We start from the raw sequence: 13,347 nt of genomic DNA, 5'->3' as shown, positions 1-13,347 counted from the left end.
CCCACGGCGCTGCCCGCGCCCGGAACAGCCCGCGGCGCTGCCCGCGCCTAGAACAGGTGCATCGCCAGGTGCCCCAGGGGGAGGCCGAGTTGCCAGGCGGGTGTCCAGACGCGGGCGTTCTCGTCCAGGGCGGGCGGGGTGTCGGTGTGGTCGTGGCGGCCCGGGTCGAGGTTGGTGGCGAACAGCTCGGTGTGGTCGAGCCAGCGCCAGGCCGCCCGCGCCAGTTCGAGGTCGGGGTCCTCCGCGTCGCCGCGTTCGCGGGCCTCCTCGCCCAACGCGAGGAAACGGGTGTGGACCCAGTCGCGCCAAGGGTGCCCGTAGGCCGTCAGGGAAAGCCACTCGTCGAGCTGCGAGACCACCCGGATGCCGGAGAGCTCGCCCGCCGCGTCCGAGAGGTAGATCGTCAGCGCGAGCGTGTCGCGTCCGGCGCGGAACTCCAGGGTGCTGACCGGGATCAGCCGGCCCGTGCGCAGCAGCTCGTCGGCGATGTACTCCGCGTAGAGCCACGCCATGGGCACTGCCAGTCCGCCGTCACTGGTGCCGTTCGAACCCTCGGGCTGCACCGTTCCACCTCTCCCGCGCGTCAAGCTTCCCGTCGTCACCCCCGAGCCTTCACCGCACGACTCGTGGAGCGGGGGATGTTTACTCAACTTGAACGCTCTGATGCCGCAATCGATGCGCTCGCTGTCCGGTTCGTGCGCATGCCGGGCGATCCTTGAGAGTTTCGCCGGCACCGTTCGAGGGCGGCGGGCGCGTGCGGTCCGGCTGTCAGGCGCCGAGGCCGTACCCCTGGAGGTCCTTCCGCAGGGCGCGAAGGGCGTAGTACGTCCGTGATTTGACCGTTCCGGCCGGGATGCCGAGCTCTGCGGCGGCTTCGGCCACCGAGCGGTCCTGGAAGTAGACCTGGACCAGCACGTCCCGGTGTTCCTGCCCGAGGCCGCGGACGGCCCGCCTGATGTCGATCGCGGTGACCGAGCCCGCCACCGCGTCCTGGGGCTCGGGCGCGTGTTCCAGGCCGTTCGGCTCCACCTCCAGCGGGCGGGCCAGGCGGGCCCGGCGGGCGTCGATCGCCAGCCGCCGCGCGACCGTGAACAGCCACGGCCGCATCGACTCGTGACTGCTGCTCAGTACTTCCGGATGCTGCCAGGCCCGTACGAGGGTCTCCTGGACGAGGTCCTCGGCGCGCTGGGCATCCCCTGCGGTGAGGCCGACCAGGAAACCGAACAGGGCCCGTGCGTGGTCGCGCTGGAGTTCGGCGAGGGCCTCGGGTTCCGTGTGCTGGAGGGTGGGGGAGGGCGGCACGGGTGGCTCCTTCCGGGGGGCCGCTGGGGTCTCGGATCCCGCGTGGGGGATCGACTCGCTCACCCTGACCTGCACGGAGCTCTCCCGGAACCGTCCGGCGCCGCTGTTGCGCCCAAGCATCCGCGTCGTCCGGTGGGCGGCCGAGCCGGACGACGAACGGTCGAACGGCGCGACGAACGGACGGGGGGCCGTCGGAGTGGGACGGCTCGGGCGGACGGCACCGTTCCTTGACTTCGCGCGTCTTCTCCTATGGATTGCGGATCAGATGATCCGATAGTCATACAAAAAGGAGCCGGCGCAGATGAGCACACGTACCCGACGGGCACTCGCACTCCTCTCCGCCCTCCTGCTGCCGGTGGTCGCCGCCGGCTGCTCCGGCGGCGGACCCGCCCCGGCCCGGCTCGGCGCCGCCGGCCCGTCGTCCGCCACGCCCGCCCCGACCGGAACCGCGGCACCCGGCGCCGCCGAGAGGGGTTTCACCCTGGTGGCCAGTGGCGACGTACTGCCGCACACCTCGGTCATCAAACGGGCGGCGGCGGACGCCGGGGGCGACGGGTGGGACTTCCGCCCCATGTTCGCCGCGGTGAAGCCGGTGGTCTCGGCGGCCGATCTCGCGCTCTGCCACATGGAGACCATCTACGGCGAGGACGGCGGACCGTTCAGCGGCTATCCGGCCTTCGTCTCCCCGCCCGAGGTCGCCGACGGGCTGAAGGCCGCCGGGTACGACGGATGCTCCACCGCCTCCAACCACACCCTCGACGACGGGGCGGACGGCATCCGACGCACCCTCGACAGGTTCGACAAGGCCGGGCTGGGCCACGCGGGCTCCGCGCGCACGGCCGCCGAGGCGGCCCGGACGACGATGTACAAGGCGGGCCCCGCCAAGGTCGCGCACCTCGCCTACACCTACGACACCAACGGCTACCCGATGCCGGAGGGCCAACCGTGGGCGGTCAACGAGATGAAGCAGGACCGGATCGTCGCGGACGCCCGGGCGGCCCGCAAGGCCGGCGCGGACGTCGTCCTGGTCAGCCTGCACTGGGGCACGGAGTGGGAGACCGATCCCGACGCGACGCAGGTCTCGTTGGGGAAGGCACTGACCGCCTCGCAGACCGACGGCAGACCCGACATCGACATGATCCTGGGCACGCACGCGCACGTCCCGCAGGCCTACGAGAAGGTCAACGGCACCTGGATCGTCTACGGGATGGGCGATCAGGTCGCCGGCGAGATGTTCAACCACTCGGGCGCGCGCGACCTGCGCGGCAACTACGGCTCGATCGGCCGCTTCACCTTCGCCCCGCCGGCCGCGCCCGGGCAGCGCTGGCAGGTGACGAAGGCCGAGTTCATCCCGCAGATGATGGACCTCGGCCCGGGCCGGGTGGTCAACCTTCCGGCGGCCCTCGCCGAGGACCCCGGCCGGGGCGACTACGAGGAGGCCCAGGAGGCCGTGACGGAGGCCGTCCTCAGCCGCGGCGCCGCCAAGGACGGCCTGAAAGCCGCCCGCTGACGTTCCCGGTCACCGGCCACGGCTCGGGGCACGGCCACCGCCGGGGTCGCGGCTACGGCACCACCGTCACCGGCCAGCGGCCCGCCTTGACCAGGCGGACGGCGACCGAGCCCACGATCCGGTGACCCGCCCGCTCGGACGCGCCGACGACGACGGCGTCCGCCGTCAGCTCCTCGGCGGCGCTCACGAGCCCGGCGTACGGGTCCCCGCGGAAGGTGTGGAACTGCCAGCGGACGTCGAAGACGCCCTTCAGGCGTTCCGCGGCGTCGCGGATCTCGGCGACGATGCCCTCCGCGATCTCCCCGGTGGTGTCGGCGACGGGCGCGCCCATCGAGGCGCCCGCCGGGATGACGGGCTGGACGTACACGAGGGCGAGGAGTGCGTTCTGGCGGCGGGCGAGACCGGCGGCGTACGCGGCGGCCCGCAGGGAGGAATCGGATCCGTCAACTCCGGCGAGGATGACCTTCGGTCCGTCGGTGCCGCGCTCGAATCCCGTGTTCACGTGCTCTGTCACCCTCCCGAGGGTATGCCGTCTCGCCGCGCGGACCGGCGCGGCCCTCCTTACAGTGCGAACCATGAGTGCCACAGTGGAGGAGACCGGTGGGACCCGTGGGAGCCGTGCGACCCACCGCCGGTTCCTGAGCCGGGTCCCGGACGCCTTCGGCGCGTTCTTCGGAACGCTCGGGCTGCTGTGCGCCCTGCTGGCCCTCTCCCCGACGCTGAGACGGCTGCTGAGGCCCATCGTCCGCTTCCTGGACCAGTTCGTGGTGCCCGTCAGCGAGAACCTCGCCTACGCCGTGTTCCTCTTCCTGCTGGCAGCCGCCCTCGGCACCCGGAAGAAGATCGCGTGGTGGATCGTCGTCACCTATCTGGCCCTGCTGATCCTGGTCGACGTCCTGATCATCGCCGACGGGGACTACTGGATCGGCGGCCCGTCCATGGCCGTCGCCGTCGCCGCGATGATCGTCCTGATCGCGGCGCGCGGCGAGTTCTACGCCGCCTCCCGGCACGGGGCCGTCTGGCGCGCCATGCTCGTGCTCGGCCTCGGACTGCTCGCCGCGGTCCTCCTCGGGTGGGGGCTCGTCGCACTGTTCCCGGGGACCCTGCCCAAGGGGCAGTGGCTCGACTGGGCCGCGAAGCAGGTGTTCGGCGGGCTCTTCTCCGCCCGGCAGTTCGACGGGCGCCCGCCCCGCCCGCTGTACTTCCTCCTCGGTCTCTTCGGCGCCCTCGCCCTGCTGAACGCGGCCACGACCCTGTTCCGTTCCCAACGACTGACCGCCGCCCTGCACGGGGACGAGGAGCCCCGCATCCGGGCGCTCCTCGGGGCGTACGGACGCAACGACTCCCTCGGATACTTCGCGACCCGCCGCGACAAGGCCGTGGTCTTCGCCCCGAACGGCAAGGCGGGCGTGACGTACCGGGTGGAGGCCGGGGTGTGCCTGGCGAGCGGCGACCCGGTGGGCGATCCCGCCGCCTGGACGCCCGCCGTCGACGCCTGGCTGGCCGTCGCCCGCCGCTACGGCTGGCAGCCTGCCGTCATGGGCGCCTCCGAGGACGGCGCGACCGCCTACGCCCGGTCCGGACTCAGCGCGCTCCAGCTCGGCGACGAGGCGATCCTGCAGGTCGCCCACTTCGACCTCGACGGCCGCGACATGAGGGTCACCCGACAGGCCGTGAACCGGGTCCGGCGGACGGGGGCCACCACCCTCATCCGCCGCCACTCGGCGCTGTCCGAGGACGAGATGCAGATGATCGTCGACCGGGCCGACCGCTGGCGCGACACCGAGACGGAACGCGGCTTCTCCATGGCCCTCGACCGGCTGGGGGACCGCGCCGACGGCGACTGCCTGCTGGTCGAGGCCTTCGACGAGAAGGGCGAGCTGATCGCCCTGCTGTCCTTCGTCCCCTGGGGCAAGGACGGCATCTCCCTCGACCTGATGCGCCGGGACCGCTCCGCCCCGAACGGCGTCATGGAGTTCATGGTCGCGCAGCTGTGCGCCGCCGCCCCGGGCCTGGGCGTACGCCGGATCTCCCTGAACTTCGCGGTGTTCCGCTCCGCCTTCGAGGAGGGCGGCCGGATCGGCGCCGGACCGGTCCTGAAGCTGTGGCGCAAGCTGCTGCTGTTCTTCTCCCGCTGGTGGCAGCTGGAGGCGCTGTACCGCTCGAACGTCAAGTACGGCCCTGAGTGGTACCCCCGGTTCCTCTGCTATCAGGACGCCGGGTCACTCGCCCGGGTCAGCCTCGCCTCCGGCATCGCGGAGGGCTTCGTCTCCGTACCGAGCCTGCGCACCCTGTGGGGCAACGGCCACCCCAGGGGCCTCACCAACCCCGCCACCACCGAGGGCCTGCCGTCCATCGACTCCATGGGCCTGGACCTCGTGGGCGAGGACGGGGAACGGGCGCGGGCCGAGCGGCTGCCCGACCAGGTCCGGGTCCGGCACGCCAAGATGGAACGGATCCGGGCGAGCGGTACCGACCCCTACCCCGTCGGGATCCGGCAGCGCACCCACACCGTCGCCCAGCTGAAGGCCGCCCACCCCGGCTACCCGCCGGGCGCCCGCACCGGCGAACAGGTCACCCTCGCCGGCCGGGTGATGGTCGTGCGCGACCTCGGCGGCGTGGTCTTCGCCGTGCTCCGCGACTGGACCGGCGACACCCAACTGATGTTCACCCGGGACGAGGCCGGTCCCGGCGCGCTGGAGTCCTTCACCACACAGGTCGACTTCGGCGACCACGTGGTGGCGAGCGGCGAGGTCGGCACCAGCAGGTCGGGCGCGCTGTCCGTGGTCGTCTCCGACTGGCAGCTCACCGGCAAGTGCCTGCGGCCCCTCCCGGACAAGCGCAAGGGTCTCGCCGACCCGGAGGCCCGGGTCCGACGTCGCTACCTCGACCTGGTCGCGAGCCCCGACGCGCGCGACGTCGTCCGGGCCCGCTCCAGCGCCGTGCAGGCCCTGCGCCAAGGGCTGCTGGACCGCGGCTACCTGGAGGTCGAGACGCCGATGCTCCAGCAGATCCACGGCGGCGCGAACGCCAGGCCGTTCCGTACGCACATCAACGCCTACGACCTCGACCTGTACCTGCGCATCGCACCCGAGCTGTACCTCAAGCGGCTGTGCGTCGGAGGCATGGAGAAGGTCTTCGAGATGGGCCGCACCTTCCGCAACGAGGGCGTCTCCTACAAGCACAACCCCGAGTTCACGATGCTGGAGGCCTACCAGGCCTTCGCCGACTACGACGTGATGCTCGACCTCACCCGCGAACTCATCCAGGGCGCCGCGACCGCCGCCTACGGCTCGCCGATTGCCCACAAGGCGGGTCCCGACGGCAAGCTCGTCGTCCACGACATCTCCGGCTCGTGGCCCGTCAAGACCATGTACGGGGCGATCAGCGAAGCCCTGGGCGAGGAGGTCGACGCGGACACCGAGGAGGACGTGCTGCGCCGGCTCTGCGACCGGGCGAAGGTCCCGCACGCGCCGGAGGACACCCGCGGCGACGTCGTCCTGGAGATGTACGAACGACTGGTCGAGGAGCGGACCAAGCTGCCCACCTTCTACAAGGACTTCCCGACCGACGTCTCCCCGCTCACCCGCCAGCACCGCAAGGACCCGCGCCTGGCCGAACGTTGGGACCTGGTGGCCTTCGGCACCGAACTGGGCACCGCCTACTCGGAGCTGACCGATCCCGTCGAGCAGCGCCGCCGCCTCACCGCGCAGTCCCTGCTCGCGGCGGGCGGCGACCCGGAGGCGATGGAGCTCGACAACGACTTCCTGGACGCCCTGGAGTACGCCATGCCGCCGACCGGCGGCCTGGGCATCGGAGTCGACCGGCTGGTCATGTTCCTGACCGGCCTGACGATCCGTGAGACGCTCCCGTTCCCGTTGGTGAGGCGCGGCTGAACGAGTGAGCGAACGGGGGCGCGTCCGCGCCTCTCGACATCTGCCGGGATGTCGTTGATACGTAGTAATAATGAAAAATGACGAGCCGACAGTAGGGCGACGCGTGCTCCTGCGTACCGCCGTCTTCCTCGGAATCGCCGCCGCGTCCACCCTGGTCACCGCGGGCGAGTCACAGACCCCCGTCCCCGGCGCCGCCGGTCCCGCCCCGGCCGGCGGACCGCCGCCCGCCGGGGCCGCCGGAGCCCCCGGCCTGCGGCCCGCGGGCCCGCCCGAAAAGTCCTACCGACTCCGGCCGATGACCGCCGAGGCGCCCCTACGGCCGCCCCTCGTCAAGCCCGCGGTCCGGGCCCGGCCCATCCTCGGACTCCCCGACGACGCCGCCCACGCCAGCGCCATGGCCCTCACCTTCGACGACGGCCCCGACCCCCGCTACACCCCCGCCATCCTCGACACCCTCGCCCGGTACCAGGTCCGAGCCACGTTCTTCGTCTGCGGGGAGATGGCCACCGACCACCGCGACCTGCTGCGCCGGATGGTCACCGAAGGGCACGTCATCGGCAACCACACCTGGACGCACCCGCTCATCCCCAAGCTCGGCCGACCCGCCCTGCTCTCCGAGATCGGCCGCACCAGCGAGGTCGTCCAGCAGACCATCGGCGAGGCGCCCCAGTGGTTCAGGGCCCCGTACGGCGCCTGGAACCGGGCCGCCTTCGAGATCGGCGCCGACCTGGGCATGGAGCCCCTCGCCTGGACCCTGGACACCCTCGACTGGAAGGAGCCCGGGACCGCCGCCATCGTCTCCCGCGTGCAGGCGGGCGCCGGGCCGGGGGTGATCGTGCTCAACCACGACGCGGGCGGCAACCGGGCGCAGAGCGTCCAGGCCCTCGCCACCTACCTGCCCCAACTCCTGGCGCGCGGCTACCGGATGACCCTGCCCACGCTGCCGCCCCGCTGAGGAGAACTCCCTCGGCGGGGCGGCGGTGGGTCGGACGTCGTGCTGTCGGCGGGGCGGCCGGCGGCCTCTGGGCGACCGGCCGCGGCTCCGTCAGCGGGAGGCCACCATCCGGGCGAAGACGACCACGTTGCCGTCGTAGCCCTTGTCCTTCGAGTAGCCGCCGCCACAGGTGATCACCCGCAGCTCCGGGTGCCCGGTGTCCCCGTACACGCGGGCACCGGGGAAGGACTCCTTGGAGAACACCTCCACGCCGTACACCTCGAACACGGCCGTGCGCCCGTCGTACCGCTCCACCTCGATCCGGCTGCCCGGCTTCGTCGACCCGAGGCCGTAGAAGACGGCCGGACCCTGCGCGTTGTCCACGTGACCCACGATCACCGACGATCCCTGCTGGCCCGGCGAGATGCCGTTGAGGTACCAGCCGGCGAGGTTGCGGTCCTGCGGCGGAGGGGCGTCGATCCACCCCTGCGCGTCCAGCCCGACCGTCATCACCGGCGCGTCCACGCTGATCGACGGAATCCGGATGCGCTGCACCGACGAGTGGTCCAGCACCTCCATGTCCGACGGCGGCGTCGGCGGGTTCGCCGTCAGCTGGTCCGGGCGCACGGCGACCGCCGCGGCCGCGGTGGGCTGCGGCGGCCCGTCCTCGATGTTCGCACCGTTGCGCATCATGGCGAGGCCGCTGAGCATGACCAGCGCGAGCACGCCCCAGGGGGAACGTCTCCTCGGCCGCTGCTCACTCTCGTCCTCGGTCATGGCTCTCCCTTCCCGACGCGGGGGTCCCGACCCGCGTTCCAGTCCCACCCCTGTACGCCCTACTTCACGCACGCTAAGGGCGCTCGGTCGGGACGGCGATCGGGGAAGGGCGAACGGGTGGTGGGGCCGGAAGGGGTGCGCCCATCCAGGTAATCGTCACATAAATGCCTGACGCCCCGTGACCTGCGGATCCGTCAGATTCATTTCGCGATCTTCGGCGTGTCGATCAACCGGCCGGCCCAAAGGTGGACATGCGCTGGTTGCGGACCGGCCCGAGGGTTCGTGATGGGAGGCGTTCTCGTCGATCTGCCCGGAGCCACCGCCCCGGGGCGCTTTCCGCTGGAGGTTCCACCATGCGTGTTTTCCGCGCTCTCACCGTGACCGCGGCTGCTTGCGCCGCGATCGGTCTCAGTGTCACGTCCGCTCAAGCGAACCCGCAGGGCGGGGGCACCGGTCCCAGCAACGTCACGGTCAACCCGTACTCCGTCCACCAGGGCGCCTCGATGCAGGTCAGCGCGGCCGGCTGCCGCAACGGCGGCACCGTCTGGTCGCACGGCAACTTTCCGCAGACGAACCTTTCGTCGGGCCCCATCGGCTTCGCGACCGTCCGGATCTTCAACCACGCCTCGCCGGGCCACCACACGCTGTCGGTCAAGTGCCACGACAACAACCTGGTCGCCACGCACCGCTTCACCATCCTTCCGGGCCGCGGCGCCCAGGGCGGCATCGGCGGGTCCTTCGGCCCGTCCACCGCCGAGACGGCCATGGGCGCGGGTCTGATCGGTGCCGCGGCACTCGGCGCGGGCGTGCACGTGATGCGCCGCCGTCGTCCCGTCCCGGCGGGCCGGGCCTGACCGGGCCCGCCGAGCGGGCCGGTAGCCCGCCCTGACGATCCGCCGGTCGCCCCGGGCCCGCACGGGCCCCGGGGCGACCGGCGGTTTCGCGGGTGGGACGGGGAGCGTCGGTCGGGTGCGTGGGCGCGGCGGGCCGCAGTCCTTGCGGGGTGTGGTGTGTGGGGGCCGTCGGGTCGTGGGAACGGACGGGGCCGGCCCTACGGGGCCGGGGGCCCCGGCTGCCCGCGGCACGGTCCGTCGGGTCAGTGCCCGTTGGCCGACCGGCGTCGGTACAGGGCGTACGCGGTGCCGCCGGAGGCGAGCAGGAAGAGGCCCGCGCCCGCGCCGAGTTCGAGCGCGTCCATCCCGGCGACGCTGCCGCCGAGCCCGCCCCGGACGCCGAGGGTGGCAACCGCCGAGGCCGTGGGGTTGCCCGTCACGGTGCCCGTCGTGGTGCGCGGCGTCGGCGGCGACGTCGTGCGGGGCGCCGCGGGTGCGGTGGTGGTGCGCGGGGGGACGACGGCGGCCGTCGTACGCGGCGGGGCCACCGCGGCGGCGGAGGTGGGCGCCGCGGGGGAGACGGGGGCGGCGGTGGACGTCGCGGGGGAGGCGCTCGTGCGGGGGCCCGTGGTCGAGCTCGTGGTGGGGGTGCTCGTGGCGCCCGCGACCGTCACGTCGGCCGAGCCGGTCTCACCGTTGCAGGTGAAGGAGACGGAGTACTGGGCTCCGCGGCGGGCGTCGCGGTCCACCGTGACCCGAACGGTCTGGCCGCGCGCGATGCTCACGGTGTCGAAGATCCCGGAGGAGGCGGTGGCGAAGGCGGCGTCGCAGCCGGTGACGGAGAGCACGGTCTGCCCGCCGGGGGCCACCGTCGAGGGGGTGATGGCGAAACCGAACGAGGTGATGGGCGCCGCCTCCACCGCGAGGGCGACGGGCGCGCCCAGGGCGCCGAGTACGAGGGCCGCGCCCGTGGCGCCGGTGCTGAACAGGGTGGTGACGGAGCTGCGTATCGCACCCATGGCTGGTTCTCCGGATCCCCGAGGAGCAGCCGCGCAGCGTTTCCGCACGTGAGGGGTCGTGCACCTCGATGTCCGCCACGCTAGGTGCGGGACCGGTGACCCGCGATCAGGAACGGGCGAATGGGGCACACCGGTAGGCCGAACCGGGGACGTACGGCCCGTCGCCGGTTTGTGCCCGGCTCGTCGCGGGCTTGTCCGGCGGGGCGCCGTCGCCCGCGCCGGGCGCCCGTTCCTCCGGGCGCCCGGCGCGGACGTTCAGTCCCCCAGTCCCAGATGGGGGAACTGCGCGAGGAAGGGTTCGGCGGTCGCCGAGATGCCCCGCCCGAAGGGCGCGTCGAAGTCCCAGATCAGGAACAACAAGAAGGCGATCAACGCGCTGAACAGGCCGGCGAGCAGCATTTCGCGGAACGATCGCCGGATCTGCAGGGTGAAGATCAGCCCCACCGTCACCAGCGCTCCCGCGATCAGCCCGAACCACACCACCCCGGGCATGGTGGCCCCGGCGCTCTGCCCGCGTGAGTTGCGGGCGTCGTCCACCATCGCCGCCTGGTCGACCAGCGGCTGGTAGGCCTGACCCTCATGGTCGGTCTGCGGTTCGTAGTCCGTCACGTCACGGCGGATACGTTCCAGCAGCTCGCCGCCGCGGTCGGTCAGTTCGCCGTTCTCGGCCATCTCCTTCCACTCCGTGTCCACCACGTACGTCACGTACGCGTCGACGTCCGAGCGGATCTTCTTGCGGACCTCGGCCGGGTAGACCTCGGAGCGGACACTGATCTCGTGCAGGGCCTGGGCCTCCTGGCGGACGTATTCCTGGGCGGCCCCTCTGCCTTCCCAGACGCCGGCGATGGCGAGACCGAGCACGATGGCGTAGATCACCCCGATCATCATCGTCATGTACTCGATGACGTCCGGGGTTTCGTTCGGATCGTCGTCCTCGCCGATCCTGCGGTGGTTGAAGAAGGCGATGGAAAGGACCACGGCGCATGCCGCGGCCATCGCGAGGGACAGGACGAGCCATTCCGACAAGATGACTCCCAATCGGTGATCACAGGGGAAGAGGAAGAAAGTGCGCGCGGCTGCTCCGGTGAACCGCCGTTCCGGCGCGCGGGCGTGCCCGGGGCGGTCGGTCGGCTTCGCGCGGTCAGCGCGGGCGCAGCGCGACGATCGCGAGCACGGCGGGAGCCGCGGTCATGAGCGTGAAGGTGACTGGCGAAATGTGACGCTCGGCCGGTTTGCGGGCCGGCGCGTGGTAGCTGGGGCGTGCCACCGGCTTGGGGGCGGGAGGCGGCGGGGTCACCACCGGGGGAGGCGTCGGCTTCGGCGCGGGCCTGGGAGGCGGCGGAGCGGGCGCCTGGTACACCCGGGGCGGCGGAGGCGCCGCCACGGGCGGTTTCGGCACCGGTACGGGAGCAGGCTTCGGCGGAGCGGGGGCCGGCTTCGGGGGTGGGGTCGGCTTGGGCTTCGGTGGTGGCGGGGTGGGCGTCGGGGTCGGAGGCTTCGGGGTCGGTGTGGGCGTGGGCGTGGGCGTCGGGGTGGGTGTGGGCGTGGGCGTGGGAGTCGGCTTCGGTGGTGTCGGGGTCGGTTTCGGTGGGCACGGCGGGGGAGGCGGCGGGCAGTGGTGTCCACCGTGTCCGCCGTGGTGCCCTCCGCCGTGGTGTCCGCCGCGGTCCTTGCAGTGCCCCTTGCCGTGATGTCCGCCACCTCGAATGGCCACGCTCGCGCCGCCGCCGGCGGTCGCGAACACCGTGAGGCTCGCTCCGCCGTCGCCGGCTTCGATCGTCGCGTATGCGCGGCTATCGGCCACGGCCGGCGTGACGGCCAACGCCGCCCACAGCAGGACCGGGACCGCCAGCAGGCGCCTGGCACAGGCTCTGTTCACCCGGGGAGCATGGGCCCGCGCGCGCCCGCGCACGTGGGGGACGAGCTCGGTTCGCCTGAACGGGCGGAGTTGGGACCGTAGAGGTTTGAGCCAGTCGATGACCGTGTCCGATCAGTGGCTGTGCAATTCCCAAAAGGTATTTGTCGGATTCCGAGCCTCCCCTGTTCGGACCCGGTCGGCCCTTTGGTGTGTGACCAAGAACGGACCGCCAATTTCCGCTTTTACTCGCTCGGTTGGGCAATGATCAGTACATTCGGCTCGGACAGGAGTCCGACCCCCGTCCCGCCCCCCGGACGGACCACGACACGACTACGGCTTGGAGACCCCGATGGAGCGCCCCGCCTGGGCCCCGGCAGGCATCGACATATCGGTGCCCAGCGTGTCCCGCATCTACGATTACTACCTGGGCGGCTCCCACAATTTCGAGGTCGACCGCCAGGCGGCCCGCCGCGCCATGGAATTCATGCCGGGACTCCCCAAGGTCATGCAGGCCAACCGGGCATTCATGCGCCGCGCCGTCCGGCACGCCGTCGCCGAGGGCATCACGCAGTTCCTCGACATCGGCTCCGGCATCCCGACCTTCGGCAACGTCCACGAGATCGCCCAGGCGGCGAGCACCGAAGCGAGCGTCGTCTACGTCGACCACGACCCGGTGGCCGTCGCGCACAGCCGAGCCGTCCTCGACGGCGACGAACGCACCGGCGTCGTCGCGGCCGACCTGCGCAAGCCGCAGGAGATCCTCGCCGCCCCCGAGGTCGGCCGACTGCTGGACCTGAACCGCCCCGTCGCACTGCTGCTCGTCGCGGTCCTGCACTTCATCGAGGACGCGGACCAGCCGTACGCCGCCGTCGCCGAACTGCGCGACGCGCTGGCACCGGGGAGCCTGCTCGTCCTCACGCACGCCTCGTACGAGGGCATCCCGCTCACCCAGGAGGTGGCGGGCGGCGTCGTCACCGTCTACCGGGACATCCGCAACCCCCTCGTCATGCGCACCCGGGAACAGGTGGGCGGCTTCTTCGACGGCTTCGACCTACTCGAACCCGGTCTCGTGTCCATGCCGGACTGGCGCCCGGACCGCACCGAGGCGCTTGCCGAAGGCGACGAGCCGGAGGACCCGTACGCCTTCTCGGGCTTCGGCGGCGTGGGACGCAAGGCGTGAGACTTCCCGCTCCCACACCGCCGCCCGCCCCTCCCGGC

11 protein-coding genes are annotated in these 13,347 nt (G+C 72.2%); 5 read left to right on the top strand and 6 right to left on the bottom strand.

Annotated features, from left to right (window positions below; genetic code table 11):
* Positions 1–47: 47 nt before the first annotated feature.
* Positions 48–512, bottom strand: coding sequence for a hypothetical protein (locus ACFY0I_RS12815; RefSeq protein WP_388894400.1), 465 nt, complete (start codon positions 510–512; stop codon positions 48–50).
* 256 nt (positions 513–768) lie between these two features.
* Positions 769–1,302: a sigma-70 family RNA polymerase sigma factor gene (locus ACFY0I_RS12810; protein WP_388893739.1), complete on the bottom strand. Its 534-nt coding sequence runs from the start codon at positions 1,300–1,302 to the stop codon at positions 769–771.
* Positions 1,303–1,603: 301 nt separating this feature from the next.
* On the opposite strand from ACFY0I_RS12810, the gene ACFY0I_RS12805 reads away from it, so the two are divergent.
* Entirely contained in the window at positions 1,604–2,812 is a 1,209-nt protein-coding gene (locus ACFY0I_RS12805) for a CapA family protein (protein ID WP_388893737.1), read from the top strand.
* A 52-nt stretch (positions 2,813–2,864) separates the two neighbouring features.
* Here ACFY0I_RS12805 and ACFY0I_RS12800 read toward each other — a convergent pair whose 3' ends face one another.
* Positions 2,865–3,326 carry a universal stress protein gene (locus ACFY0I_RS12800; protein WP_388893735.1) on the bottom strand — a complete coding sequence of 154 codons (462 nt, stop codon included), beginning with the start codon at positions 3,324–3,326 and terminating at the stop codon, positions 2,865–2,867.
* 61 nt (positions 3,327–3,387) lie between these two features.
* Between ACFY0I_RS12800 and lysX the strand changes: the two genes are divergently transcribed.
* Both lysX and ACFY0I_RS12790 read left to right on the top strand, forming a co-directional pair.
* A complete protein-coding gene (gene lysX, locus ACFY0I_RS12795) occupies positions 3,388–6,708 on the top strand; it encodes a bifunctional lysylphosphatidylglycerol synthetase/lysine--tRNA ligase LysX (RefSeq protein WP_388893733.1) in 3,321 nt (1,106 codons plus the stop codon).
* A gap of 70 nt (positions 6,709–6,778) precedes the next feature.
* Positions 6,779–7,663: a polysaccharide deacetylase family protein gene (locus tag ACFY0I_RS12790; protein WP_388893731.1), complete on the top strand. Its 885-nt coding sequence runs from the start codon at positions 6,779–6,781 to the stop codon at positions 7,661–7,663.
* A 90-nt stretch (positions 7,664–7,753) separates the two neighbouring features.
* On the opposite strand, the gene ACFY0I_RS12785 is transcribed toward ACFY0I_RS12790, so the two are convergent.
* Positions 7,754–8,419: a class F sortase gene (locus ACFY0I_RS12785; protein WP_388893729.1), complete on the bottom strand. Its 666-nt coding sequence runs from the start codon at positions 8,417–8,419 to the stop codon at positions 7,754–7,756.
* Between the two features lie 353 nt (positions 8,420–8,772).
* On the opposite strand from ACFY0I_RS12785, the gene ACFY0I_RS12780 reads away from it, so the two are divergent.
* Entirely contained in the window at positions 8,773–9,273 is a 501-nt protein-coding gene (locus ACFY0I_RS12780; RefSeq protein WP_388893727.1) for a hypothetical protein, read from the top strand.
* Between the two features lie 242 nt (positions 9,274–9,515).
* On the opposite strand, the gene ACFY0I_RS12775 is transcribed toward ACFY0I_RS12780, so the two are convergent.
* Together ACFY0I_RS12775 and ACFY0I_RS12770 are read right to left on the bottom strand one after the other, a co-directional pair.
* Positions 9,516–10,271 carry a hypothetical protein gene (locus ACFY0I_RS12775; RefSeq protein WP_388893725.1) on the bottom strand — a complete coding sequence of 252 codons (756 nt, stop codon included), beginning with the start codon at positions 10,269–10,271 and terminating at the stop codon, positions 9,516–9,518.
* Positions 10,272–10,526: 255 nt separating this feature from the next.
* Complete coding sequence (locus tag ACFY0I_RS12770; RefSeq protein ID WP_388893723.1) at positions 10,527–11,297, bottom strand: hypothetical protein; 771 nt, start codon at positions 11,295–11,297, stop codon at positions 10,527–10,529.
* Positions 11,298–12,478: 1,181 nt separating this feature from the next.
* Between ACFY0I_RS12770 and ACFY0I_RS12765 the strand changes: the two genes are divergently transcribed.
* Positions 12,479–13,309 (top strand): SAM-dependent methyltransferase, encoded by an 831-nt coding sequence (locus ACFY0I_RS12765; RefSeq protein ID WP_388893721.1) that lies wholly within the window; start codon positions 12,479–12,481, stop codon positions 13,307–13,309.
* Positions 13,310–13,347 lie beyond the last annotated feature (38 nt).

It is taken from the genome of Streptomyces sp. NPDC001568 (assembly GCF_042893755.1).
Taxonomy (GTDB): domain Bacteria; phylum Actinomycetota; class Actinomycetes; order Streptomycetales; family Streptomycetaceae; genus Streptomyces.
Note: the sequence above shows the minus strand (reverse complement) of the source record. Positions and strands in the feature narration are given on the sequence as shown.

What these genes read in the sequence shown, in the direction of transcription:
- ACFY0I_RS12815 (WP_388894400.1), bottom strand. Translation starts at nt 512, where the DNA reads ATGGCGTGGCTCTACGCGGAGTACATCGCCGACGAGCTGCTGCGCACG.
- ACFY0I_RS12805 (WP_388893737.1), top strand. Translation starts at nt 1,604, where the DNA reads ATGAGCACACGTACCCGACGGGCACTCGCACTCCTCTCCGCCCTCCTG.
- lysX (WP_388893733.1), top strand. Translation starts at nt 3,388, where the DNA reads ATGAGTGCCACAGTGGAGGAGACCGGTGGGACCCGTGGGAGCCGTGCG.
- ACFY0I_RS12790 (WP_388893731.1), top strand. Translation starts at nt 6,779, where the DNA reads ATGAAAAATGACGAGCCGACAGTAGGGCGACGCGTGCTCCTGCGTACC.
- ACFY0I_RS12785 (WP_388893729.1), bottom strand. Translation starts at nt 8,419, where the DNA reads ATGACCGAGGACGAGAGTGAGCAGCGGCCGAGGAGACGTTCCCCCTGG.
- ACFY0I_RS12780 (WP_388893727.1), top strand. Translation starts at nt 8,773, where the DNA reads ATGCGTGTTTTCCGCGCTCTCACCGTGACCGCGGCTGCTTGCGCCGCG.
- ACFY0I_RS12775 (WP_388893725.1), bottom strand. Translation starts at nt 10,271, where the DNA reads ATGGGTGCGATACGCAGCTCCGTCACCACCCTGTTCAGCACCGGCGCC.
- ACFY0I_RS12765 (WP_388893721.1), top strand. Translation starts at nt 12,479, where the DNA reads ATGGAGCGCCCCGCCTGGGCCCCGGCAGGCATCGACATATCGGTGCCC.